Annotated in this window: 23 protein-coding genes; 16 read left to right on the forward strand and 7 right to left on the reverse strand. The window is 73.7% G+C overall.

The annotated features are described in order from the left end of the window. The first annotated feature begins 37 nt into the window (after window positions 1–37). A complete protein-coding gene (locus ACGF3A_RS25270) occupies window positions 38–1,462 on the forward strand; it encodes a DHA2 family efflux MFS transporter permease subunit (RefSeq protein ID WP_393732556.1) in 1,425 nt (474 codons plus the stop codon). 132 nt (window positions 1,463–1,594) lie between these two features. On the opposite strand, the gene ACGF3A_RS25275 is transcribed toward ACGF3A_RS25270, so the two are convergent. Then, window positions 1,595–2,383, reverse strand: a complete 789-nt coding sequence (locus tag ACGF3A_RS25275; RefSeq protein ID WP_393732557.1) for an SAM-dependent methyltransferase — start codon at window positions 2,381–2,383, stop codon at window positions 1,595–1,597. A 198-nt stretch (window positions 2,384–2,581) separates the two neighbouring features. Between ACGF3A_RS25275 and ACGF3A_RS25280 the strand changes: the two genes are divergently transcribed. From ACGF3A_RS25280 to ACGF3A_RS25290, 3 genes are all read left to right on the forward strand, one after another. Then, complete coding sequence (locus tag ACGF3A_RS25280; RefSeq protein WP_393732558.1) at window positions 2,582–3,622, forward strand: hypothetical protein; 1,041 nt, start codon at window positions 2,582–2,584, stop codon at window positions 3,620–3,622. Between the two features lie 57 nt (window positions 3,623–3,679). After that, entirely contained in the window at window positions 3,680–3,937 is a 258-nt protein-coding gene (locus ACGF3A_RS25285; protein ID WP_393732559.1) for a DEAD/DEAH box helicase, read from the forward strand. Window positions 3,938–4,002: 65 nt separating this feature from the next. Beyond that, window positions 4,003–5,403 (forward strand): NADP-dependent succinic semialdehyde dehydrogenase, encoded by a 1,401-nt coding sequence (locus ACGF3A_RS25290; RefSeq protein WP_393732560.1) that lies wholly within the window; start codon window positions 4,003–4,005, stop codon window positions 5,401–5,403. Window positions 5,404–5,497: 94 nt separating this feature from the next. Here ACGF3A_RS25290 and ACGF3A_RS25295 read toward each other — a convergent pair whose 3' ends face one another. Then, on the reverse strand, window positions 5,498–6,040 hold the full coding sequence (locus tag ACGF3A_RS25295; protein WP_393732561.1) for a DUF6083 domain-containing protein: 543 nt from the start codon (window positions 6,038–6,040) through the stop codon (window positions 5,498–5,500). 317 nt (window positions 6,041–6,357) lie between these two features. On the opposite strand from ACGF3A_RS25295, the gene ACGF3A_RS25300 reads away from it, so the two are divergent. Together ACGF3A_RS25300 and ACGF3A_RS25305 are read left to right on the forward strand one after the other, a co-directional pair. Further along, entirely contained in the window at window positions 6,358–6,780 is a 423-nt protein-coding gene (locus tag ACGF3A_RS25300; RefSeq protein ID WP_393732562.1) for a hypothetical protein, read from the forward strand. An 81-nt stretch (window positions 6,781–6,861) separates the two neighbouring features. Then, window positions 6,862–7,302 (forward strand): dihydrofolate reductase family protein, encoded by a 441-nt coding sequence (locus ACGF3A_RS25305; RefSeq protein WP_393732563.1) that lies wholly within the window; start codon window positions 6,862–6,864, stop codon window positions 7,300–7,302. Here the strand turns inward: ACGF3A_RS25305 and ACGF3A_RS25310 are convergent. Beyond that, the gene (locus ACGF3A_RS25310; RefSeq protein ID WP_393732564.1) at window positions 7,278–7,976 is read right to left on the reverse strand and encodes a hypothetical protein; all 699 of its coding nucleotides are present in this window, start codon (window positions 7,974–7,976) and stop codon (window positions 7,278–7,280) included. The two genes, ACGF3A_RS25305 and ACGF3A_RS25310, sit on opposite strands and share 25 nt — an antisense overlap. Window positions 7,977–8,331: 355 nt before the next feature. Between ACGF3A_RS25310 and ACGF3A_RS25315 the strand changes: the two genes are divergently transcribed. Then, window positions 8,332–9,624, forward strand: coding sequence for a cytochrome P450 (locus tag ACGF3A_RS25315; protein ID WP_393732565.1), 1,293 nt, complete (start codon window positions 8,332–8,334; stop codon window positions 9,622–9,624). Between the two features lie 11 nt (window positions 9,625–9,635). Here the strand turns inward: ACGF3A_RS25315 and otr(A) are convergent, their stop codons facing one another. The 3 genes from otr(A) to ACGF3A_RS25330 all read right to left on the reverse strand — a co-directional run bounded on the left by otr(A) (window position 9,636) and on the right by ACGF3A_RS25330 (window position 13,747). Beyond that, a complete protein-coding gene (gene otr(A) / locus ACGF3A_RS25320; protein WP_393732566.1) occupies window positions 9,636–11,531 on the reverse strand; it encodes a tetracycline resistance ribosomal protection protein Otr(A) in 1,896 nt (631 codons plus the stop codon). Between the two features lie 394 nt (window positions 11,532–11,925). Continuing rightward, window positions 11,926–13,113: a sensor histidine kinase gene (locus ACGF3A_RS25325; protein ID WP_393732567.1), complete on the reverse strand. Its 1,188-nt coding sequence runs from the start codon at window positions 13,111–13,113 to the stop codon at window positions 11,926–11,928. Beyond that, complete coding sequence (locus tag ACGF3A_RS25330) at window positions 13,094–13,747, reverse strand: response regulator transcription factor (RefSeq protein WP_393732568.1); 654 nt, start codon at window positions 13,745–13,747, stop codon at window positions 13,094–13,096. Before ACGF3A_RS25330 ends, ACGF3A_RS25325 begins: the two co-directional genes overlap by 20 nt. A gap of 86 nt (window positions 13,748–13,833) precedes the next feature. Between ACGF3A_RS25330 and ACGF3A_RS25335 the strand changes: the two genes are divergently transcribed. From ACGF3A_RS25335 to ACGF3A_RS25360, 6 genes are all read left to right on the forward strand, one after another. Next, window positions 13,834–14,400, forward strand: coding sequence for a hypothetical protein (locus tag ACGF3A_RS25335; protein ID WP_393732569.1), 567 nt, complete (start codon window positions 13,834–13,836; stop codon window positions 14,398–14,400). Then, window positions 14,397–15,611 (forward strand): peptidoglycan-binding protein, encoded by a 1,215-nt coding sequence (locus ACGF3A_RS25340; RefSeq protein ID WP_393732570.1) that lies wholly within the window; start codon window positions 14,397–14,399, stop codon window positions 15,609–15,611. Before ACGF3A_RS25335 ends, ACGF3A_RS25340 begins: the two co-directional genes overlap by 4 nt. After that, window positions 15,608–16,333, forward strand: a complete 726-nt coding sequence (locus ACGF3A_RS25345; protein ID WP_393732571.1) for an ABC transporter ATP-binding protein — start codon at window positions 15,608–15,610, stop codon at window positions 16,331–16,333. Before ACGF3A_RS25340 ends, ACGF3A_RS25345 begins: the two co-directional genes overlap by 4 nt. 20 nt (window positions 16,334–16,353) lie before the next feature. Further along, window positions 16,354–17,526 carry an ABC transporter permease gene (locus tag ACGF3A_RS25350; RefSeq protein ID WP_393732659.1) on the forward strand — a complete coding sequence of 391 codons (1,173 nt, stop codon included), beginning with the start codon at window positions 16,354–16,356 and terminating at the stop codon, window positions 17,524–17,526. 72 nt (window positions 17,527–17,598) lie between these two features. Continuing rightward, window positions 17,599–17,982: a VOC family protein gene (locus tag ACGF3A_RS25355; protein ID WP_393732572.1), complete on the forward strand. Its 384-nt coding sequence runs from the start codon at window positions 17,599–17,601 to the stop codon at window positions 17,980–17,982. A gap of 16 nt (window positions 17,983–17,998) precedes the next feature. Beyond that, window positions 17,999–18,268 carry a DUF1905 domain-containing protein gene (locus ACGF3A_RS25360; RefSeq protein WP_393732573.1) on the forward strand — a complete coding sequence of 90 codons (270 nt, stop codon included), beginning with the start codon at window positions 17,999–18,001 and terminating at the stop codon, window positions 18,266–18,268. A 24-nt stretch (window positions 18,269–18,292) separates the two neighbouring features. Here ACGF3A_RS25360 and ACGF3A_RS25365 read toward each other — a convergent pair whose 3' ends face one another. Next, window positions 18,293–19,549: a serine hydrolase domain-containing protein gene (locus ACGF3A_RS25365; RefSeq protein ID WP_393732574.1), complete on the reverse strand. Its 1,257-nt coding sequence runs from the start codon at window positions 19,547–19,549 to the stop codon at window positions 18,293–18,295. 227 nt (window positions 19,550–19,776) lie between these two features. On the opposite strand from ACGF3A_RS25365, the gene ACGF3A_RS25370 reads away from it, so the two are divergent. The 3 genes from ACGF3A_RS25370 to ACGF3A_RS25380 are packed head-to-tail and all read left to right on the forward strand — an operon-like array spanning window position 19,777 to window position 22,240. After that, window positions 19,777–20,217 (forward strand): GntR family transcriptional regulator, encoded by a 441-nt coding sequence (locus ACGF3A_RS25370; RefSeq protein ID WP_393732660.1) that lies wholly within the window; start codon window positions 19,777–19,779, stop codon window positions 20,215–20,217. Then, window positions 20,214–21,182 carry an ABC transporter ATP-binding protein gene (locus ACGF3A_RS25375; RefSeq protein WP_393732575.1) on the forward strand — a complete coding sequence of 323 codons (969 nt, stop codon included), beginning with the start codon at window positions 20,214–20,216 and terminating at the stop codon, window positions 21,180–21,182. The genes ACGF3A_RS25370 and ACGF3A_RS25375 overlap by 4 nt, the downstream gene beginning before the upstream one ends. Then, the gene (locus ACGF3A_RS25380) at window positions 21,179–22,240 is read left to right on the forward strand and encodes an ABC transporter permease (RefSeq protein WP_393732576.1); all 1,062 of its coding nucleotides are present in this window, start codon (window positions 21,179–21,181) and stop codon (window positions 22,238–22,240) included. The genes ACGF3A_RS25375 and ACGF3A_RS25380 overlap by 4 nt, the downstream gene beginning before the upstream one ends. Window positions 22,241–22,409: the final 169 nt, after the last annotated feature.

Here is a 22,409-nt window from a genome sequence, read left to right on the forward strand (position 1 = left end):
GTGTCCGGAGAGCTCCGAGACCGGGGAGAGGTGTGCCGTGCCCACGGAAGCGACGGGAACGAGGACGGAGACCGAGGGCGTACGGGGTGGGAGCGCCGCGCCCTCGTCACCGCCGGGGCTGCTGCTCCTGCTGGCCTGCGGCGCGATGTTCCTCGTCGTGCTCGACGCCACGATCGTCTCCGTGGCGCTGCCCGCCATCGGCGCCGAACTCGGCCTCGCGGGCGGCGCGCTGGGCTGGGTCGTGAACGCGTACACCCTCACGTTCGCGGGCTTCCTGCTGCTCGGCGGGCGCCTCGCCGACCTCTTCGGGACGCGCGCCGTGCTCGTCTCGGGGCTCACGGTCTTCGCCCTCGCGAACCTCTGGTCCGGCGCCGCCGGGGACCCCGCGCAGCTCATCGTGGCCCGCGCGGTCCAGGGGGTCGGCGGCGCGCTGCTGATGCCCGCCACGCTCACCGTCGTCCACCAGGCGTACGCGGATCCCGTACGGCGCACCCGCGCGCTGGGCCTGTGGAGCATGGTCGGCGCGGTCGGCGCCGCCGCCGGGACGGTCGCGGGCGGGGTCCTCACCGACGCGCTCGGCTGGCGCTGGGTGTTCTGGGTCAAGGTCCCGGTCGGCCTCGCGGTCGCGCTCGGCGGCTGGGCGCTGCTGCCGAGGCGCGCGCCGCGCACCGCGTCCGGCTCCTCCCCCGACCTCCTCGGCGCGCTGCTGGTCACGTCCGGACTGGCGGCGCTGGTCTACGGCGTGGTCACGGTCCGTACGCCCGGCGCGCTCGGCACGGCGCTGGGCGCGCTCGCGGGGGCCGTGGTGCTGCTCGCCGTCTTCGTGCTGCACCAGGGGCGCTGGGCGCGGTCCCCGCTGATGCCGCTGCGGATCTTCACGTACCGCGCGGTGAGCAGCGCCAACGTGGTGATCTTCGGGCTCGGCATCGCGTATCTCGCCAGCCCCGTGCTGCTCGCGCTCCACCTCCAGCGCGTCCTGCACTACAGCCCCACGCGGGCCGGATTCGCCTTCCTGCCCGCCGCGTTCGCGGTGATGCTCGGCGCGCAGGCCGCCGGGCGGCTCACCCCGCGCTGGGGCCCGCGGCGCGCGGCGGTCGTCGGCACGGCGGTCACGGCGGCGGGCTTCCTGTGGCTCGCGGCGGCCGACGCGCACAGCGCGTTCGTGCCGGACATCGCGCTGCCGTCGGTGGTCTTCGGCCTCGGCGCCGGGTTCACGTTCACGCCCCTGACGGTCGCCGCCACAGGCGGCGTCGACCCCTCCCTGACCGGCCTCGCCTCGGGCCTCCTCAACACCACCCGCCAGATCGCCACGGCCCTCGGCATCGCCCTGCTCTCCACCCTCGCGGACAGCGTGGGCGGCGCACGGGGCTACCAACTCGCCTACCTGACCTCGGGCGTGACGGTGGCACTGGCGTCGGTGGTGGCGGCGGTTTGGATGCCGCGCCGCACGAGTGCCGCCTAGGGGCGCGGGGAACTGCGCGACGAGCCACGGTGAGAGCCGCGCCCTGCAACGCACCGCAAGGGGCAGCCCCTCAGCAGCGCGCCAAGAGACGACACCGAAGCACGAGGCCAAGGCCAACGTGCGCGGCAGCGCCTACGGCTTGCGGGCGACGGCCCCGAAGTCGTCTATCAGTGGGGGTTCGCCGAACGGGGAGGGTTCCGGGCGCCAGCGGGAGACGGAGACGAGGCCGGGGGGCAGCATCTCCAGGCCGTCGAAGAAGCGGGCGAGTTCGGCGGGGGAACGGTTGACGCGCGGGTTGTCGCCCGCGTCGTTCCACTGCCGGATCATCTCGCTCATCGCCGCCGGGTCGACGACCTCCGTGTCGTCGCACAGCACCAGGAAGCTGCCCGGGGCCAGCGGGTCGAGGAGCCGTGCCACCAGGTCGTAGGCGCTGTCGTCGGTGATGTGCGCGGTGATGCCGAGCAGGATCAGCGCCACGGGCTCCGCGAGGTCCAGCGTCCCGGCCGCGCCCTCCAGGATCGTCTCGGGCTCCCGCAGATCGGCGTCCAGATACTGGGTGACGCCCTCCGGCGTGCTGGTCAGCAGGGCGCGCGCGTGGGTGAGGACCAGGGGGTCGTGGTCGACGTAGACGATGCGCGCGGAGGGCACGACGCGCTGTGCGACCTCATGGGTGTTGTCGACGGTGGGCAGGCCGGTGCCGACGTCGAGGAACTGCCGTACGCCGTGCTCCTCCGCGAGGCAGCGCACGGCACGGCACAGGAAAGCGCGCTGCACACGGGCGATGTCGACGATGCCCGGGTTGGCGGCGGCGATCTCGTCGCCGACGACACGGTCCACGGCGTAGTTGTCCCGGCCGCCGAGCCAGTGGTTCCAGATCCGTGCCGAGTGCGGTACGGAGCTGTCGATGCCGCCCGTGTCCATCCCCGTCCCCTCCCCGCCATGGATGTGGCCGCACACACCGTAGTCCTCCTGGTTCAGCTGAGCACTACCGGGTAACCGGCCGGGACGAGGTCATGGTGCCCGGCGTGGCGCGGGCCGCGCACGGCCGGGACACTGGGGGGTGTGACCGCCGCCCCCGAGGGGGCGGGCCCGGCAGACCCGTATGGATTGGGGCAGGTCATGGACTTGAGCGCACTCAAACGCGTCTACGCCCGCGAGGGCCCCTTCGCCACCGTCTACCTGGAGGGCAGGTCCCCCGGGGAGGACGCGGAGCAGCAGACCAGGCTCAGGCGGCGCGCGCTGCGCGAACGGCTGGAGGCCGAGCACGCCCCCGCCGCGGCGCTGGACGCGGCCGAGGAGGCCCTCTCCCGCCCGCGCCCCGGCGAGGAGCAGACGTCCGGCCGTGTGCTGGTGACCTCGGCGGACGCCGGGGTCGTCTTCGACGCCGCCTGGGACGCGGCGCTCGGCCGCGGCGACGCGGCGCACTGGGACCCGCTGCCGGTGCTCGGCCCGTTCGTCCGCGAGGCGGCCCGCGCCGTGCGCGTGCTGCTGGTCGTCGCCGACCAGGAGTCCGCGCGCCTGCACCGCCTGGTGGTCGCCGAGGAGCACGAGCCCACGGAGCTGTCGCGCGAGCGCGTCGAGGGCAGCGCGGTGGAGAGCCCGCAGCACATCCGGGAGGGCGCGCTGGCGCACCGCCGTATCCAGCGCCGCGCGGACGAGGCCGTCGCGCAGAACGCGAAGGAGGCGGCCGCCGCCGTCGGCGAGGCCCTGCACCGGTTCGCGCCGGACGCGCTGGTGCTGGCGGGCGAGGTGCAGGGCCGCACGGCCCTGCGCGAGCAACTGCCCGCCGAGACCGCCGGACTGCTGGTGGAGACCGGCCGGGGCGGCGACGAGCCGGGCGGCTCCTGGGAGACGCTCTGCGAGGAGGTGCTGCGGATCGCGGGCGAGCACGCCACCCGCGCCGCCGAGGACGCCGCGGCGCGGCTGGCCGAGGGCCTGGCCCACGAGCGCGGGGTGAGCGGCCACACCGGCACGCTGCACGCCGCCGAGGTGGGCGCGCTGGAGACGCTGCTGTTCGAGGACGGCGCGGCGGCGAAGAACGAGGGGGAACTGCTGCGGTCGGCGGCGCGTACGGACGCGTCGTTCGCCCTCGTCCCGGCCGGGACGGGCGTCGGCGACGGCGTCGCCGGGATCCTGCGGTTCCCGCCGATCCCCATGTGACTCCCATGTGACTCCCCATGTGACGGCCGGGCGTCACGGACCCCGAGGAGCGGAACGATGTCCAAGCACGAGCACAGGGAGCGCCAACCGCAGCGGTCCCACGCCCCCGAGGTACGGCACGAGCACGGCGGCATGCCGAGGCGCCCGGACGACGACGAGCTGGCCCGCAGGACCGAGGCCGAGCGCGCCGCCGCGGGCCTCGGCACCGCGGGCCTCGGTCCGGCGGGCCGCGCCACCGAGGGCGTGCTGCCTCCCGAGCAGTGGGAGGCCCGCCGCGCCCGGCGCCCGTACCCGCCGACCCGTTACGGGCCCTGACCGCGCACGCGCACGCGCACCCGCACGCGCACGCGCACCCGCAATCAGCTACGGGAGGTCCGACCATGCCCATCGCCACCGTGAACCCCGCGGACGGCAGGACGCTGCGTACGTTCGACCCCCTCTCCGAGAAGGAGATCGAACACCGCCTCGCCACCGCCGACGCGACGTTCCGCACCTACCGCACGACCGGCTTCGAGGAGCGGGCCCGGCTGCTGAACGCGGCGGCCGACCGGCTGGAGCGCGACGCGGACGCGATCGCGCGGACCATGACCACCGAAATGGGCAAGCCCCTCGCCGCCGCGAAGGCAGAGGCGGCGAAGTGCGTGAAGGCGATGCGCTGGTACGCGGCGCACGCCGAGCGGCTGCTCGCCGACGAACGGCCGGACGAGGACGACGTACGGGACTCGGGCGCCGAGTCGGCGAAGGTCCACTACCGGCCGCTGGGGCCGGTGCTCGCCGTCATGCCCTGGAACTTCCCCCTGTGGCAGGTGGTGCGGTTCGCGGCGCCCGCGCTCATGGCGGGCAACGTGGGGCTGCTCAAGCACGCCTCGAACGTGCCGCAGACCGCGCTCTACCTGGAGGAACTGTTCCGCTCCGCCGGCTTCCCCGAGGGCTGCTTCCAGACGCTGCTGGTGCCGTCCGGCGCGATCGAGGGCATCCTGCGCGACCGCCGCGTCGTCGCCGCCACGCTCACCGGCAGCGAGCCCGCGGGCCGCTCGGTGGCCTCCATCGCCGGTGACGAGATCAAGCCCACCGTCCTGGAACTGGGCGGCAGCGACCCGTACCTGGTGCTGCCCTCGGCGGACGTCGACGCGGCGGCCCGTACGGCGGTCACGGCGCGGGTGCAGAACAACGGCCAGTCGTGCATCGCCGCCAAGCGGTTCATCGTCCACGAGGACGTCTACGACGCCTTCGCCGAGAAGTTCACCGACGGGATGCGGGCACTGCGCGTCGGCGACCCCATGGCCGAGTCCACGGACGTGGGGCCGCTCTCCAGCGAGCAGGGCCGCGCCGACCTGGAGGAACTGGTCGACGACGCGCTGCGCCGGGGCGCCGAACCACTGTGCGGGGCGCAGCGCCCCGAGGGCTTCGAGGACGGCTGGTACTACGCGCCGACGGTCCTCACCGGCATCACCGACGCGATGCGCATCCACCGCGAGGAGGCGTTCGGCCCGGTCGCCACGCTCTACCGCGTCCCGGACCTGGAGGCGGCAATCGCGCTGGCCAACGACACGCCGTTCGGCCTGAGTTCCAACGTGTGGACCCGCGACGAGGCCGACGTCGAGCGCTGCGTCCGGGACCTGGAGGCGGGCGGCGTCTTCGTCAACGGCATGACCGCCTCCCACCCGGCCCTCCCCTTCGGCGGCGTCAAACGCTCGGGCTACGGCCGCGAACTGGCGGCCGAGGGCATCCGCGCGTTCTGCAACGTGACGACGGTGTGGCGGGGCCCGGTACGCCACTAGATCTTGCCCCGGTAGATCTTGTGCGTGTCGGCCCGTCTGGAGGAGATTGCTCGGGAGCCGGGCGGCGAGGGCGCTGCCCGGCTTTCGCGTGCTGTCAGTCCGGGTCATCGCCGTCCGGGTCGAACGTATACGGGCCGTCGCAGTCGTCGGGCGGGTCCCACGTGTCCCAGTTGCGCAGGTTCTCCTCGTAGAGGGCGTGGAAGAACGGGTCGAGGGTGTCGGCGGGTGGTTCGTCGGCGGGGCAGACGAGATGGTGGGGGATGCGGATGCGGCATGTCTTGTCCAAGGACAGGGGCCGCTCGCGGGTGTTCATCGCCTTGTCGTCGGGGGTGACGACCCAGCGGTGGCCGACGGGCACGATCTGCCAGGGCACGAGGATGCGGGGTTCGAGGAGGACCCACCGGTTGTAGGGGGTCTCGTAGCGGGCTTGGAGCCTGTTGCAGTGTCGGCAGCGGGGGTCGGCACCAAGTGGTGGTGCGGCGGCGCCGTCGGCGAGGGCGTCTTCGTTGTCGCTGAGGTTCTGCACGCCCTCCCAGCAGGTGCCGCAGAGCGGCCCGAAGGGGGCGCCGCGTTCGACGACATCGGGTCCTCGGGTGTCGCAGTCCGCGCAGCGGTGTTGTCCGGCGGTGTCGCCCATGTGGGTGAGGGTCGGGCACGGGCTGCGTGCCCGGTAGGGCGCGTGCTGGTCGCATCGGGTGCGCAGGATGGGATGCCGTGGCCTGCTCTCGACCCGGTGGGCGGGTATCGGCCCAGATGTACCGCTGGTGGTGGCTTACGGTCGCCGTTCCCGAGCCAGGTGCCATCCGCCGGACGAGACCTCATGGGCTGCCGAAGGAGGCGACGACCGGCAGTGCACGCGGGCTGAAGGGCCGTGCACGCGCTCGTAACGACGCCATGGCCCCTGGCATGGACTCTCGTGTCAGGAAGTCGTGAGCACACGAGCGAAGGGGAACCATGAAGAGTGCGCACCAGCTCAAGCGCGTCACCGCCGCGGCCACCGCGAGTTCCGCACTGCTGGCCGTCGGTCTTCTCGCCGCGGGACCCGCGCAGGCGGCGAAACCGGACACGGACTCCGCCACACGCGCTCTGGCCTGCGTGGTCGAGCTCAACGCGCCGACCAGGGGCGGCGCCGGGGTGACAGCCTCGGTCGTCACCCGGGGCTGCGGTCAGGGGGTCAAGTGGAACGCCAAGCTCCAGAGCTCCCGTTGGTGGGGCTGGGCCGACGATGCGCAGCAGACGTGGTACGGCAGTCAATCGCGTCGGCTCACCGCGCCCTGTGCCGGAGTCCACGATCACAGGGTCATCGTGCGGGCCGTCGTCGACGGCCAGGTGAGCCCGTGGAAGGTGGGGCCCACCGCCAGGCTCAACTGCGGTTGATCCCGGCCACCGGGTACGCGTCGTTGAGTTCCGGGGCTGTCGGGGGTCAGACCACACAGGACCCTGACCCGGAGGAGACTCATGGCCAAGCTCATCTACTCGATGATCACCTCGCTCGACGGCTACGCCGAGGCCGCGGAGGGCGGTCTCGGCACCGGGGCCGAGGACTCCGAGGTGCACACCTTCGTCAACGACGTCTTCCGCCCCGTCGTGTACTCCACGACGCTGGAGTCGGTGTCCAGCGCGAAGACCCGGATCGAGCGGACCTTCGACCCCGACGCGGTGCGCAAGCTCAAGGCCGAGTCCGCGTCCGACCTCACCGTCGACGGCCCGAACCTCGCGGCGCAGGCCATCGCGGCCGGGCTGGTGGACGAGTACCACCTGTTCGTCACCACGAGCGCGGTCGGCGGCGGCAAGCGGTTCTTCCCGGACGGCGTCCGCCTCGATCTCGACCTGGTCGAGGAGCGCTCCTTCGCCAGCGGCCTGATCTACGCCCGCTACCGGACGAGGAGTTCCGGGTAGGTCTCCCCCGTGTAGTCGCCCGCGATCTGGAGCATGGGACCGGCCGCGTGGGATTCGGGGCGGAAATGCCACCAGTTGACGGTGACCGTCAGCCGGAGTTCGTCACTTCCCCCGGGTGAGGGCGAGGGGTGCGGGGTGTCGTCCCGCAGCACGTCGTCGCGGCTGGCGACGGCGTGCCACTGCGCCCCGGGGAACATGGCGAACATATTGGCCCGGGGAAAGACGAATTCCCGGTCCGGAGCCGCGAGATCCGGCTCGCCGGAGAAGACCGCGAGCGCGCCGTCGTCGACGGAGGTCAGATAGAAGACGCTGCTGAGCAGCGGGTTCTCGAACTCGCCGGTATCCGGGTTCCGGCCGACGTCGTGGTGCGCGCCGAACTCGAAATTCTCGCTGTAGGGCGCGGAGAGCCTCCCCAGCCACCATTCGGTGCCGACCAGGGCGGATTCCACGGATTCCGGGATCCGTGGCCGGAGAAAGGTGGCGATCACGTTCTCGACGGCATTTCCGGGCTCGCTCCCCGTCTCGTACCAGAACGTCGTGTGGTACGAGCTTCCCCCGGCGACGCGCTCGGGTTCCGTCGCCCTGCGCACGGCCTCCGTCAGCCGCTCCAGCTCGCTGCCGGGCAGCATGTCGTCGGCGGTCCTGATCAGGGTGCTGCCGGTGACCCAGGTCATGGGATCCCTCTCCGTCGCTCGTGCAGGTCGTAAGTCCGGTCCGTCCCACAACACGGGCCTCGTCCCCAACTACCCGCGCATGACGCAGTGTTGACCCCGTGCACACCTCTGGGCAAGACTCTTCCCGTCCCTCTCATCTGCCCCACAAGGGCAACGGATAAGGAGGTTTGTCATGGCTAAGCGCACGTACTTCGTCATCGCGCACAAGCTCGGCTTCGTTCAGAAGGGTGTCAGCGGGTACTACCCGTGGCCCTGGGCCGAGAAGAAGTGACGTAGGACCTCTTTGCCGTCGGGCTGGTTCGTCCGCGAGCCGGCCCGACGATCTGCGCCGGGGCGGAACGGGAGAGGTGACGGCATGAGCAGCGGCACAAGCACCGAGGTGGAGACGGACGGCGCGGCACGGACGCGGCGACCGCCGTCGACCGGCCACTCCCCCGCCCGCATGGTGGAGGCGTACGAACGCGACCGACTCGGCCATCTGCGCGCGGCCTTCGAGGAGCACGGTCCGGTGGTCGAACTCTCCCCCGGCACGGTGCTCGTGGCCGAGCCGAACGCCGCCCACGAAGTGCTGCGGCGCACCAACACGGACTTCCTGACCGCGGCCAACCTCATGCTGGAGGACATGGAGACCCAGAAGGGGGATCCGGTCCTTGAGGAGTGGATGGACGGACGGCGGCGCATGCAGGCCGCCATGGCCACCGACCTCTTCACCGAGCACCGGCAGTGGCTCGCGGAGCAGACCGGGGAGCTCGCGGACCGGTGGGCCCGGCAGGGCGAGGTCCGCGCCGCGGTCGACGACCTGGAACGGATGATGGGGCGCTCCTTCGTCCGCTTCTGGTTCGGCACCCGCTCGGTGCCCCGGGTGTCCGACGCCGTGAGCACGCTGCTCAAGGCGCTCCTCCCGATCGTGGCGAGCCCCTTCAGGTTCCCCGCTCCGGTCCGCGCGGTGATGCCGCGCTTCGTCCGCGCGCACCGGGCCAGACGGCGGCTCGTGGACGAGATCCGCGAGGCCATGGCCGCGCCCGGCTCCGGCGGCCTGGCCGACAGGCTGGCCGAGGCGGAGACGCCGCCCGAACTCCTCGTCCGCATGCTCGTCTCCAACGGCATCGCCTCGTACGGCGTCCCGGCCGCCGCACTGACCTGGTCGATGACCGAACTGGCCCGGCACCCGGAGGCCGCCGAGGAGACGGCGGAGTCGGTGCGGGCCTTCGGCCGGGACGACGACTCCCCCGACGAGGTCCGCCGGGTCCTGGACGAGTCGCTGCGGCTGTGGCCGCCGACCTGGCTGCTCTTCCGCAACGCGTGCGGCGAGCAGGTCTGCGGCGAGTGGCAACTGCCCGCCGACTGCGCCGTCATGGTCTCGCCGTACGTCATCCACCGTACGGCGGAGTGCTACGGCGACGACCCCGACGCCTTCCGCCCCGCGCGCTGGCGCGACCTGACGCCGGACCGCGGGGCCTTCCTGCCCTTCGGCGCCGGGCCCCGGATGTGCGTCGGCGCCCGCCTCGCCCGCGCCGAACTGGAGACGGTGCTCGGCCGGTTGACGGCGGACCTGGACCTCGGGCTGATCGGCGGGACGCCTCCGACACCGGACGTGCAGCGCGTCATGACCCCGGTCGGCCCGGGCTTCACCGCGCGCCGCCGCTGAGGCGAGAGAGTCTAGGTCCGGTCGGGCGGCAGCGGGCGGTCCCCCTCCGGGCGGGACCACCACAGGCCCTCGCCGCGGGTCAGGGACGGGAGGCGGGACTCGGCCTCGCGGACCCGGCTCGCCGGGAGCGAGCCCGTCAGCAGCCAGTGCGTACCGCCGCCCGTCGTCTCCCGCAGCTCCGCGCCGAGCGCGGCCAGCCGGGAGGTGACCGCGGCGAGCGCGTCGAGCGGGATCTCGGCCTCGAAGGCGTGGCAGGGCTCGTGGACGCGGGTGCCCGCGCGCTCCAGGGCGCGGGCGAGGACGCGCCGGGTGACGCCCCGGAAGTCCCCTGCGGTGCTCACCGGAGAGGCGTACCCGGACCGTACGAGCGTCACGCGGCAGTCCGTCACCGGCCAGCCGTGCGGGCCCTCGCCGAGCGCCTCGTGCACGGTGTCCTCGACCGCCTGGTGGAAGGCGCGGGGCAGCGCGCCGAGTTCGGTCTCGTACGTGAACACCCGCCCGGTGCCGCGCTCCCCCGGCTCGACGCGCAGCCCGACCGTCGCCCACTCGCCCGTGTGGGCATGGCGCTCGATCTCCTCGTACGCCTCGCCCGTACCGACGGGGCGCTCCAGGCACACCGTACGGCTGGGCGCGAACTCCGCCTCGATGCCGTGCTCGTGGGCGAGCGTCGCCGCCAGCACCTGCTTCTGCACCTCGCCGTAGAGGAGCAGCGCCGTGCCGCCCGAGGGTGCCGGGCGCGCGTGGATCAGCGGGTCCTGGCCGGCGAGCGCGAGCAGCGCGGCGTGCAGCCGCGCGGCCTGCTCCGGGTCCTTGGGGCTGACGACGGTCTCCAGCGTGGGCGGCGCGAAGCGCGCGGCGTGCTCGCCCCGCGCGCCCAGCCGGTCCCCGACGCGGAGTCCGGGCACGCCGCGCAGCACCCCGATGCCGCCCGCGCGGAGCGCCCGTCCACCCCCGCAGCGCGGGTCCCCGACGACGTCCAGCGCGGTGACGCGCCCCGCCACCCGGCTCGTACGCCCCTCGGCCTCCTCCCGGAGGAAGGTGATCCGCTGCCTCGGGGCCACCTCGCCCTCGTACAGCCGCAGGTACGCGCCCTCGGGCCGCATCGCGAAGACCGTGCCGCGCGGGGGCGCGGAGGCGTCACGCGGCGCGGGCGGGACGAGCCGGGTCACGCCGTCGACGAGCGCGGCCACGCCCTCGCCGCTGAGCGCCGAGCCGTGGAAGACGGGATGCGCCGAGCCGTCGGCGGTACGGGCGGCGAGCGCGGCCCGCACCTCGTCGGCGCCGGGCGGCGGACCGTCGACCAGGCGCGCGAGCACCGCCTCGTCGGCCTCGGCCAGCGCCTCGGCGGTCCGGCCGCCGTCCAGCGGCAGCGGAACGGCGCGCGCCCCGGGCGTGCCCACGCCGCGCGCCTCCGTCATCGGCACCGGGCACGGCGTGAGCCGGTGCCGGATCTCCTCCAGCAGCGCCGCGTCGCGGGCGCCTGCGCGGTCGATCTTGTTGAGAAAGAGCAGGGTGGGCAGCCGCATCCGGCGCAGCGTCTTCATCAGCACCCGCGTCTGCGCCTGGACGCCCTCCACGGACGAGAGCAGCAGCACGGCGCCGTCGAGCACCTCCAGGGCGCGCTCGACCTCGGCGATGAAGTCCGAGTGCCCGGGGGTGTCGATCAGGTTGACCTGGACGCCGCCGACGGTGAAGGAGGCGACGGCGGAGCGGATGGTGATGCCCCGCTGCCGCTCGATCTCCCCCGTGTCCGTACGGGTGTCGCCGCCGTCGACGCTGCCGAGGCGGTCGATGACGCCCGTGTCGTAGAGGAGCCGCTCGGTGAGGCTCGTCTTCCCCGCGTCAACGTGCGCGAGGATCCCGATGTTCAGTGTGGTGGTGGAGCGTGCGTGCGTGTGCGGGTGCATAGGAGGCCGTGTCCTCGAGAACTGTCGTCCGGCTGGGGCGCTGGGAAGTTCCGAGGTTTCGGCGCATTCGAGTTCTCTCCTGAGAGGGCTGACACAGATCGGTGCGCGGCCCATCTTCCCCGCCGCACGATGCCGCGCAACCCATTTTTCCGGCTGACCGAGTCATGGCCCCGGGCAGGGGCTGCCCCTTTCCGCGCATCGCGGTCCGCGGGTACACGTCGGCTGGCCGCGCAGTTCCCCGCGCCCCTGAAGCGGCCCCTCCGGGGCCTGCTTCAGAGCGCCGCGCACAGGTGCGCCCCGAAGGGGCGCGGGGAACTGCGCGAGCGACCACGACGCACCCGCGGTCCGCAACGCGCAGGAAGGGGCAGCCCCTGCCCGGCAAGGCGGCAAGGCGTCACCGGGGGAACGCCACAGTGACCGCCAGGCCACCCTCCGGTCCCGGCACCACGTGCAGACGCGCTCCGTGGGCACGGGCGATCGCCGCGACTATCGAGAGGCCCAGGCCGTGCCCCTCGGGCACGGCCTCCCGCGCGTCGTCGAGGCGCTGGAAGGGCTGGAAGAGGGCCGGGATCCGCTGGGCCGGTATCGGAGGGCCGCTGTTGGCGACATGCAGCACGGCCCGTTCTCCCACGGTCCCCGTATGGACATGGATCCAGCCGCCCGGCGGCGTATAGCGGCGGGCGTTCTCCACGAGGTTCGCCGCGAGCCGCCCGACGAGGGCCGCGTCGCCGTGCGTACGGGCGCGGGCGAGGCCCGTGCCCACCCCTCCCTCGCCACGGACCGCCTCCCCCGCGACCTCCGCGAGGTCGAGCGGCGCGCGGCGGTCGAGATCGAGGCCGCGTTCGCCGCTGGCCAGCGTGAGCAGGGCCTCGATCAGCCGCTCCTGGCTCTCGCCCGCCGCGAGCACCCGGCGGCAGACGTCACGCAACTCCCGTACGCCGGGGTCGGGTTCGGAGAGGGCGACCTCGATGGTCGCGCGCTGGAGGGTGAGCGGGGTGCGCAGCTCGTGCGAGGCGTTGGCGACGAACCGCCGCTGGGCCTCGAACGCGGCGTCGAGCCGGGCGAGCAGCCCGTCGAACGTGTCGCCCAGGTCCTTGAGTTCGTCGGCGGGGCCCGACACCGCCAGCCGCTCGTGCAGATTCCGCTCGGAGATGCTGCGGGCCTTGTCGGCCATGAGCCGTACGGGCCGCAGCACGCGTCCGGCGACGAGCCAGCCCAGCGCGACGGAGAGCGCGGTCATGCAGGCGAGGGCGATGCCGGACTGGGTGAGCAGGGAGCGGAGCGCGGCGTCGTGCTGCTCGGTGGCGATGTGCTCGATCTGCCCGAGGAACGCGTCCGGCGGCACGTCCGACAGCCCCGGCACCTCTCCCCCGCCCCCGCCGGGACGGCGCGCGGAGATCTTGGTGGCCTTGTTCGCCGGGCTGCGGGCCACCAGGAAGTAGGTGAAGCCCAGCAGCGCCATGCCGGAGACGAGGAAGAGGGACCCGTAGAGCAGGGTGAGCCGCATCCGTGCCGACCAGCGGTGCCACACGCGTGGGGCTGCCGCCGCCGACGGCGCGGGGTCAGATGCGGTAGCCCGCATGGGGCACCGTCTCGATCACGGGCGGCTCGCCCAGCTTGCGGCGCAGTCTGCTGACGGTGACCTTCACCGTGTTGGTGAACGGGTCGGCCGACTGGTCCCAGGCCCGCTCCAGCAGCTCCTCGGAGGAGACGACGGCGCCCTGCGCGGCCAGCAGCAGCTCCAGGACGGCGAGTTCCTTCGGGGAGAGGTCGAGGCGGCGCCCGCCGCGCGAGGCGACCCGCTGCGCGGGGATCAGGCTGAGGTCGCCCCGGGCGAGGACGGGCGGCACGGCGGGCTGGGCGCGCCGGGCCAGCGCCCGTACGCGCGCGATGAGTTCGGCGAAGGCGAACGGCTTCGCGAGATAGTCGTCCGCGCCCAGGCCGAGCCCGTCGACGCGGTCGGCGATGGTGGAGGCGGCGGTGAGCATGAGGACCCGCGCCCGCGCCCCGTTCCGCGTCAGCTCCGCGCAGACCGTGTCGCCGTGGATCCGGGGCAGGTCGCGGTCGAGCACGATCACGTCGTAGTCGTGCACGGCGGCCTCCTCCAGGGCCTGTTCGCCGTCGAAGGCGAGGTCGACCGCCATGCCGTCCCGGCGCAGCCCCGTGGCCACCGTCCGGGCCAGCTCCCTGTGGTCCTCCACGATCAGCACACGCATACGGGCAGCGTGCCGAAGAGGGCATAACAGCGGCGTAACAGCGGGCGTTCCCGTGGTGTAACCGCCCGCCGCGTAGAACTCCCGGCATGGTGAACCGACCGAGGCGGCACCGCCTCCTGACCGCACTGTCCGCGACCTCCCTCCTGCTCACCGGGGCGCTGCTCTCCGGCTGCTCCGGGGACTCCTCGGCCTCCGAGCCCTCCTCGAAGAGCGGTGAGGAAAAGGCCGCCGACTCCCCGTTCGAGAAGGCACTGGCCTACTCCCGGTGCATGCGCGAGAACGGCGCCCCCGACTTCCCCGACCCGAAGCGGGGCGAGGACGGCGGCGTCCAGCTGCAGGCCGTGAAGCCCCAGGGCGACGATGCCGGGTTCGAGAAGGCCCAGAAGGCGTGCCGCGACAAGCAGCCGCAGATGGGCGGCGAGCGCGGCGGCAAGCCGCTCGACTCCGCGAAGGTCGCGGAGTGGGCGGAGTGCATGCGGAAGAACGGCCTCAAGGACTTCCCCGACCCCGACGTCAACGGCGGCGCGATGGAGCTGGACTTCACGGGGACGGACATCAGGCCGCAGGGGTCCGCGTTCCAGGACGCCCGGAAGAAGTGCCAGAGCAAGTGGCCGGGCGGCGGCATGATGATCAAGGGCGGCGGGCCCCGGTGAGCGACGACACCGGGCGCGAGCCCGCGGAGCAGGGACCCGTCGAGCACGCGCCGCCGTACGGGGGTCGGCGGCGACGGCGGCTGCGTACCTCGCTCGTCCTGCTGACCGCGGTCGCCGTGGCCGGGGCCGCGGGCTGGGCGGCGACGGGCGCGCTCGGCGGGGACAGCGGCACGGCCACGCCGGACGCGGCGCCCGCGGCGGGCGGCACGACCGAGGTCGAACGGACCACGCTCACCCGTACGGAGACGGTCGACGGCACCCTCGGCTACGGGAAGGAGACGGCCGTAAGGCACACGGCAGGCGGAGGCGGGGGCGGGAGCACGGGCCCCGAGGCGAAGGACAGCGGGAGCGGGAGCGGCATCGTCACCTGGCTCCCCGCCGAGGGCGACACCCTCAAGCGCGGGGACACCATCTACGGCGTGGACGGGAAGAAGGTCCCGCTGCTGTACGGCGCGACGCCCTTCTACCGGACCCTGAAGCCGGGCGACGAGGGCGAGGACGTGCGGACGCTGGAGAAGAACCTCGCGGCCCTCGGCCGTACCGGCTTCACCGTGGACGACGAGTACACCTCCGGCACGGCCGAGGCCGTACGCGACTGGCAGGAGGATCTCGGCCGGGAGGAGACGGGCGAGGTCGGCCCGGGGGACGCCGTGGTGGCCGACGGGGCGCGGCGGGTGATGGGGCTGAAGACCTCGCCCGGCGGCATGGCCGACGGCGAGATGCTCACCTGGACGGGCACGGAGCGGGTGGTGACCGTCGCGCTGGAGGCCCAGTTCGAGGACCTGGTGAAGGACGGCACCAGGGCCACCGTGCGGCTGCCCGACGGCGGTACGACCGGGGCCGAGGTCACCGGCATCGGCACGGCGGGCGGCTCGTCGGAGGCGGACCAGAACAAGGGAGGCGGCGGCGAGGGAGAGGACGAGGAGGCCACGCTGCCCGTCGAGCTGAAGGTCGCCGACCAGAAGAAGCTGGGCCGCTACCAGGCGGCGGCCGTCGAAGTGGGCCTCAAGGCCGAGACCCGTGAGGACGTGCTCGCCGTCCCGGTGAACGCGCTGACGGCGCGCCCCGGCGGCGGCTACGCGCTGGAGGTCGGGCGCCGCGGCGGACGTACGGAGCACCGGCCCGTCGAGCTGGGCATGTTCGCCGACGGCAAGGTCGAGGTCTCGGGCGAGGGCATCACCGAGGGACTCTCCGTGGGGGTGCCCGAGTGAGCGCCGCGGACCGCGCGGTGGTCGAACTCTCCGCCGTCACCCAGCGGTACGGCGACGTCGTCGCGCTCGACGCGGCCGACCTGGTGATCCGGCGCGGCGAACTCCTCGCCATCGTCGGCCCGTCGGGCTCCGGCAAGTCCACGCTGCTCAACATCATGGGCACCCTCAGCCGTCCGACGGCGGGCACCGTCCGCGTGGACGGGCACGACGTGGGGCGGCTCAGCGACCGCGAGGTCTCCGCGCTGCGCGCCGGGACGATCGGCTTCGTCTTCCAGCAGTTCCACCTCGCGCCCGGCGTTCCCGCGCTGGACAGCGTCGCCGACGGGCTGCTCTACAGCGGCACCCCGCGCGGCACGCGCCGCAGGCTGGCCGAACGGGCGCTGCGCCGGGTCGGCCTGGGCCACCGCCTCCGCCACGAGCCGCATCAGCTCTCCGGCGGCGAGAAGCAGCGCGTGGCCCTCGCGCGCGCCGTGCTGGGCGATCCCCTGCTGCTGCTGGCCGACGAGCCGACGGGCGCGCTGGACTCCCGTTCGGGCGCGGCCGTCCTCGGTCTGCTGCACGAGCTGCACGGCGCGGGCACGACCGTCGTGGTGATCACCCACGACCGGGACATCGCCGCTTCGCTGCCGCGCGAGGTACGCCTCAGGGACGGCCGTATCGAGCACGACACCGGACGCGCGGTCACCCGTGGGGCCGCCCTGGCCGTGGAGGCGGGCCGGTGAGCGCCCCGAAGCCCGCGCGCATGCGGGTGGCGGACGTGGTGCGGGTCGGCGGTTCGGGGCTGCGCTCGCGGCCGATGCGGGTGTTCCTGTCGGCGCTGGGCATCGCCATCGGCATCGCGGCCATGGTCGGGGTGGTGGGGATCTCGACGTCCAGCACCGAGGACCTCGACCGGCGCCTGGACGCGCTCGGCACCAATCTGCTGACGGTCACGCCGGGCCAGTCCTTCGACGGCGGGGCAGCGCATCTCCCCGGGAAGGCGGTCGAGATGGTCGGCAACATGCCGGGGGTCGAGTCCGTCTCGGCGGTCGGGAAGACCGACGCCAAGATCTACCGCAACGACCGCGTCCCCGAGGAGGAGACCGGCGGCCTCAACGTCTACGCGGCCCGTACGGATCTGCCGGGGACGCTGGGCTCGCGGGTGGTGGACGGGCGGTGGCTGAACGGGGCCAACTCCCGCTACCCGTCCGTCGTCCTCGGCGCCCGAGCGGCGGAGCAGCTCGGCATCAGCGGGGCTGGGCCCGACGTCCAGGTGTGGCTGGGCGGACGCTGGTTCACCGTCGTCGGCCTGCTCGGGCACAACGAGCTGGCCGCCGAGCTGGACTCCGCGGCGCTGGTGGGCTGGCCGGTGGCGAAGACGACCCTGGACTTCGACGGCTACGCCACCACCGTGCACGCCCGCGCGGAGGAGTCCCGGGTCGGCTCCGTCCAGGCGCTGCTGGGCGCCACCGCCAACCCGGAGAACCCCAGCGAGGTCAACGTCTCCCGCCCCTCCGACGCGCTCGCCGCGAAGGAGGCCACGGACGACACCCTCGGCGGGCTGCTCCTCGGGCTCGGCGCCGTGGCGCTCCTCGTCGGCGGCGTCGGCGTCGCCAACACCATGGTCATCTCGGTGCTGGAACGCCGCTCGGAGATCGGGCTGCGCCGCTCCCAGGGGGCCACGCGCGGCCAGATCCGCACCCAGTTCGTCTGCGAGTCCCAGCTCCTCTCCGGGCTCGGCGGGATCGGCGGCGTGCTCCTGGGCATCGCGGTGACGGCCGGGTACGCGGCCTATCAGGGCTGGCCGTCGGTCGTACCGCCCTGGGCGATGGCGGGCGGGGTCCTGGCCACCCTCCTGATCGGCGGGCTGGCGGGCCTGTACCCGGCGGTACGCGCGGCGCGCCTGCCCCCCACGGAGGCACTGACGGCGGTCTAGCCGTGCCGAGCGATGAGTTTCCCCGGCTGCCCGTGTCCTACCTGGTGAGTACCGAGGAATGGGAGGCATCGGATGAGCAGGACCACGCACCTCACACAGGTGGCCACGGTCGGGATCCCCGTCACCGACCAGCGGAAGGCGGTGGAGTTCTACGTCGGTGAGCTCGGCTTCGAGGTACGCCGGGACCTCCCCTTCGGCGGCGGGCGCTGGATCGAGGTGGCGCCGCCCGGGGCGACGACCACCCTCGCGCTCGTTCCCGAAGGGGTCCCGGCCGGTGTCCGGCTGACGACCCGGGACGCCGACGCCGCCCACGCGGACCTGCGCGCACGCGGCGTCGACGCGGACGCGGAGGTGCTGCGGATGGGGCCCGGCGTGCCGCCGATGTTCGCGCTGCGCGACCCGGACGGCAACGGTCTCCTTCTCGTAGAAGACCCCGAGGACCCCGAAGACTCCTGAAGAGGCGGTACGGATCATGGACAAGCAGTTCACCGCGACCCTGCGGAAGAGCCCGGGCAAGGGCGGCTGGACCTATGTCGTGTGGCCCGGCTCTGCCGAGTTCTTCGGCACCCGCGGCCTGGTGAAGGTGCGGGGCACGGTCGACGGCCATCCGTTCCGGAGTTCGTTCATGGCGCTGGGGGACGGCACGCACAAGCTGCCGGTGAAGGCGGACGTGCGCAAGGCGATCGGCAAGGGGGAGGGCGACACCGTGACCGTCCGCCTGGAGGAGCGGCTGAACTCCTGACCCGCGCGGCGTCCGCCCGGGCCGCTACTTGTGCGGCTTCGCGGCGCGGCCCTCGCAGAGTGCCGTGCGGACGAGCGACGTCAGGTCCTTGTCCTGGGCGTTCGTCTCGCCCGGGTAGAGGTTCACCATGCCCGTGGCCCGCCTGCCGTCGCGGGTGACGGCGGCCAGCGTCTGGTAGCCGGGGACGCCGCCGTCGGCGCCCCAGGAGAGGCCGCCGCAGGACAGGGGGTGGCTCTCGATCCCGAGGCCGTAGGCCCCGCCCTCCCCGTCGCCGGTCGGGCGGGTCTTCGTCAGCTCGCGCTGCTCGGCGGCGCGGAGCAGCTTGCCGTGCACGAGCGCGTCCAGGAAGCGGTTGAAGTCGGCACCGTTGGAGATCATGGAGCCGGACGGGCCCAGGACCGTGGGGTTGAGCGCCGTGATGTCCTGGAGCGGCGCGTCCTTGCCCGGACGGGCGTAGCCGCGCGGGTGCGGGCCACGGATCTTCGTGCTGTCGTGCGGGACGGACGTCTGGCGCAGGCCGAGGGGTTCGATGACGCGCCGCCGGATCTCGTGACCGTACGTGTTGCCGGTCACCCGCTCGACGAGCAGGCCCGCCAGCACGTAGTTCGTGTTCGAGTACTCCCACTTCTTCCCCGGCTCGAAGCCCGGGCGATAGCGCAGCGCGCGCTTCACGAGGTCGCGGGCCTCGTAGTGGGTCAGCGGGTTCTTGAGGACGTCCTCCGTCTTGATGGAGTTGAGGTAGTCGGGGAGCCCGCTGGTCTGCTGGAGGACCTGACGGACGGTGATCTTCCGTCCGTCGTTGCCGTGGCCGCGGATGAGGCCGGGCAGATAGCGCTCCACCGGAGCGTCGAGGGACATCCGGCCCTCGCCCACCAGTTGGAGCACGACGGTCGCCACGAACGGCTTGGTCATGCTGCCGATCCGGAAGCGGCTGTCCGCGCGCATCGGCTCCTTGCTCTTCACGTCCGCGAGGCCGCTGGTCAGCACCCTGCTGCCGGTCCGGTCCCGGAGGGCCACGGACGCACCGGGACCGCCGTCCTTCGTGGTCAGCCGCTTCAGGAGCGCGCGGGTGCGGGGGTGGCCTGTGGTGGAGCGCGCGGCGTTGGCGTGCGTACCGGAAGCGTGCGTACCGGAAGCGTGCGTGCCGGAGGCGTGCGTGCTGGCGGAACGCTCGGCCTTCCGCTGCCCCGAAGTGTCGTCGTCGTTCCCCGCGCAGGCGGTGAGTCCGGCCGCCGTGGCCAGTACGAGCAGGCCGCCCAACGCGCGTCGGTATGGGGTCATGTGTGCGTCCTCGCTGGTGAGTGCCGTCATGGTCCGGCGCCGCACGTCGTACCCGGGGCGACGCGTCGTCCTGCGCCACGACCATGGTCGCGGGGGCGTACGGGGCGGCTCGATGGTGCGCTCACCCGGATCGGGGGTGGGGACAGCACCAGGAGCCCCGTGCTTGACATCGGCCGCACCCTTCTCCAGTATTCAGCTACTTAACTAGTGGACCAGCGGTGAGGTTGATGCGCTACTACATCGAGAGACGCCGCGGCGTCGCCGCGTACCAGCAGATCGTCGAGCAGACGAAACGGGCCGTCAGGGCGGGCGCACTGAAGCCCGGCGACCGGTTGCCGACCGCCCGCGAGGTGGCCGAGACCTGCGCCGTGAACCCGAACACCACGCTCAAGGCGTACCGCGAGTTGGAGCGGGACGGCGTGGTGGAACTGCGGCAGGGCGTCGGCACGTTCATCGCCGCCGCGGCGGAGGGCCGGAGCCACGCGCCCGCCGCCGAGTCGCCGCTCTACGCCGAACTGGCGGAGTGGACCGGGCGGGCGCTGGCCGCGGGGCTGGTGGAGGAGGACGTACGGGATCTGGTCGAACTGGCGCTCCAGGAGCGGCAGCAGACGGCGGCGGGAGGCGCCGTCGGCGGGGGTACGGACGAACGGCAAGGGGGACAGGGATGAGCGGGACGGCAGGAGGAGTGGCCGTGCGGAACGAGGGACTGACCGCCCTCGAAGTGCGCGGCCTCGGACGGCGGTACGGGCGCCGCTGGGTGCTGCGCGACGTGACGGCCCGGCTGCCCGCCGGGCGGGTGTGCGGGCTCGTGGGCCCGAACGGCGCGGGCAAGACGACGATGCTGGAGGTCGTCGCGGGACTGCGCGAGGCGTCGGCGGGCGAGGCCACGGTCTTCGGCGAGCCGGCGGGCGGCGCGGAGGCGCGGCGGCGAGTCGCGTTCCTGCCGCAGGAGAAGCCGCTGTTCGCGCGCTTCACGGTCGCCGAGACGCTGCGGCTGGGCCGCGAGCTGAACCCGCACTGGGACCAGGAGCTGGCCGAGGGGTTCGTACGGGCGGGTTCCGTTCCTCTCGACGCCAGAGTGGGACGGCTCTCGGGCGGCCAGCGCACCCGGGTCGCCCTCGCGGTGGCCCTGGGCAAGCGCCCCGACCTCATCCTGCTGGACGAGCCGCTGGCCGACCTGGACCCGCTGGTGCGCAGGCAGACCGTCGCGGCGCTGCTGGGCGAGGTGGCCGAGCGCGGGATCACCGTCCTGCTCTCCAGCCACCTGGTCGCCGAACTCGACACGCTCTGCGACTACTTGCTGCTGGTGGCCGAGGGCGGGCTGCGGCTGGCCGGTGACGTGGACGAGATCATCAGCGTCCACCGGCAGCTGACTGCGCCCACCGACCGGGTGCGGACCGGGCCCGGCGGGCTGCCCGCCGGCCTGGAGCACCACACGGTCGTGGAGACCCACGGAGACGCGCGGTACACCACCGCACTGGTCCGCCCCGGCGGACCGGTCGACGGCTGCTGGGAGTCCGCAGCGCCGACCCTGGAGGAAGTGGTGCTCGCCTATCTGGCACAGAGCGGCACCGCACCGCTCATCAGCCCCCACTCCCATGTCCCCGGCGTCGCCGCGGAGGTGGCGAAGTGAGCACCACGGCACAGACACTCCGGCCGGACGACGGCTCCGGCTCCGGCCCCGGCACCGGCACCGGCACCTCCGGACTGCCCGGGCGGCGGACGCGGGCGCGCGGCCTCGGCCTCGGCCCGGGCGGGATGGCCTGGCTGGTGTGGCGCCAGCACCGGACGGCGTTCCTCCTGCTGCTCGCGGCCGCTGCCGTCGCGACGGCGGGCATCGCGTGGCTGGCCCACGACGCGAGCGCAGCGGTGGCGGCCGCCGAGGGGCCGGGCGAGCCCTCCCCCGCGGCGGGCGCGGTCCTCGACGAGGCCTACCAGCGGCTCAATTCCGTGGGCATGGCGCTGGCGGGACTGCCGGTGGTCATCGGCGTGTTCATCGGCGCCCCGCTCTTCGCGGGGGACCTGGAGACCGGCACCGCCAAGTTCGTGGGCGTCCAGTCGCACGGCCGCCGGAGCTGGGTGGTGACGAAGCTCGGCATGGCCGCCCTGTTCACGGCCCTGGCCGCGCTCTCCACCGGGATCGCCATGAAGGCCCTGCTGACGCCGCTGGCGCGGCACATGGCCATCAACGCCAACTTCACCGACGCCGGGGGCTTCGACACCACGGGCCCCGTCACGGTGGCCCTGGCCCTGCTCGGCCTGCTGATCGGCGCCGCCGCCGGGCTGCTGACGCGGCGCACGCTGCCCGCGATGGTGGTGACGTTCGTCGCCCTGCTGGCGGTGAAGACCGTCTGGTCGTGGCTGCGGATGGCGTTCGCGCCCACCGTCACGGAGACCACAGGCGGCGGCCGGTTCGGCGAGGACGACACTCCGCAGATCCCCGCCAGCGGGGTGGAGGTCGACACCTCCTACGTGACCGGCGACGGCACCCTGCACGGCTGGAGCACCTGCACTCGGGCGGACGACGCCTCGGCGTGCCTACGCCGCGAGGGCGTTGTCGGCTGGTCGGTGGAGTACCTGCCCTTCTCGCACCTGGGCGCCATGCAGTGGGCGGCGACGGGCGCGCTCGCCGGGCTGCTCCTGCTGACGGTTGGCGTACTGGCGTACGCGGCACGCCGCGCCCTGCGCTGACCCCGTCCGGGGGGCGCCGATGACCTGTGCCTGGACAGGGGCTGCCCCGTGCGGTGCGTTGCAGGCTGCGGCTGAGTCGTGGCTTGTCGCGGGGGTGCCCCCCCCCCCGGGGGCCCCGGGGGGGGGGGGGCCGGGCGCGGCCCCCCCCCCCCCCCCCCCCCCCCGCACG

This window comes from Streptomyces sp. NPDC048172, from assembly GCF_043202595.1.
Lineage (GTDB): Bacteria > Actinomycetota > Actinomycetes > Streptomycetales > Streptomycetaceae > Streptomyces.

Coding starts and splice junctions, on each gene's coding strand:
- ACGF3A_RS25290 (WP_393732560.1), top strand. CDS start 4,003: ATGCCCATCGCCACCGTGAACCCCGCGGACGGCAGGACGCTGCGTACG.
- ACGF3A_RS25355 (WP_393732572.1), top strand. CDS start 17,599: ATGAGCAGGACCACGCACCTCACACAGGTGGCCACGGTCGGGATCCCC.
- ACGF3A_RS25310 (WP_393732564.1), bottom strand. CDS start 7,976: ATGACCTGGGTCACCGGCAGCACCCTGATCAGGACCGCCGACGACATG.
- ACGF3A_RS25360 (WP_393732573.1), top strand. CDS start 17,999: ATGGACAAGCAGTTCACCGCGACCCTGCGGAAGAGCCCGGGCAAGGGC.
- ACGF3A_RS25365 (WP_393732574.1), bottom strand. CDS start 19,549: ATGACCCCATACCGACGCGCGTTGGGCGGCCTGCTCGTACTGGCCACG.
- ACGF3A_RS25300 (WP_393732562.1), top strand. CDS start 6,358: ATGAAGAGTGCGCACCAGCTCAAGCGCGTCACCGCCGCGGCCACCGCG.
- ACGF3A_RS25350 (WP_393732659.1), top strand. CDS start 16,354: ATGCGGGTGGCGGACGTGGTGCGGGTCGGCGGTTCGGGGCTGCGCTCG.
- ACGF3A_RS25275 (WP_393732557.1), bottom strand. CDS start 2,383: ATGGACACGGGCGGCATCGACAGCTCCGTACCGCACTCGGCACGGATC.
- ACGF3A_RS25330 (WP_393732568.1), bottom strand. CDS start 13,747: ATGCGTGTGCTGATCGTGGAGGACCACAGGGAGCTGGCCCGGACGGTG.
- ACGF3A_RS25325 (WP_393732567.1), bottom strand. CDS start 13,113: ATGCGGGCTACCGCATCTGACCCCGCGCCGTCGGCGGCGGCAGCCCCA.
- ACGF3A_RS25305 (WP_393732563.1), top strand. CDS start 6,862: ATGGCCAAGCTCATCTACTCGATGATCACCTCGCTCGACGGCTACGCC.
- ACGF3A_RS25335 (WP_393732569.1), top strand. CDS start 13,834: ATGGTGAACCGACCGAGGCGGCACCGCCTCCTGACCGCACTGTCCGCG.
- ACGF3A_RS25375 (WP_393732575.1), top strand. CDS start 20,214: ATGAGCGGGACGGCAGGAGGAGTGGCCGTGCGGAACGAGGGACTGACC.
- ACGF3A_RS25370 (WP_393732660.1), top strand. CDS start 19,777: ATGCGCTACTACATCGAGAGACGCCGCGGCGTCGCCGCGTACCAGCAG.
- ACGF3A_RS25295 (WP_393732561.1), bottom strand. CDS start 6,040: ATGGGCGACACCGCCGGACAACACCGCTGCGCGGACTGCGACACCCGA.
- ACGF3A_RS25285 (WP_393732559.1), top strand. CDS start 3,680: ATGTCCAAGCACGAGCACAGGGAGCGCCAACCGCAGCGGTCCCACGCC.
- ACGF3A_RS25315 (WP_393732565.1), top strand. CDS start 8,332: ATGAGCAGCGGCACAAGCACCGAGGTGGAGACGGACGGCGCGGCACGG.
- ACGF3A_RS25280 (WP_393732558.1), top strand. CDS start 2,582: ATGGACTTGAGCGCACTCAAACGCGTCTACGCCCGCGAGGGCCCCTTC.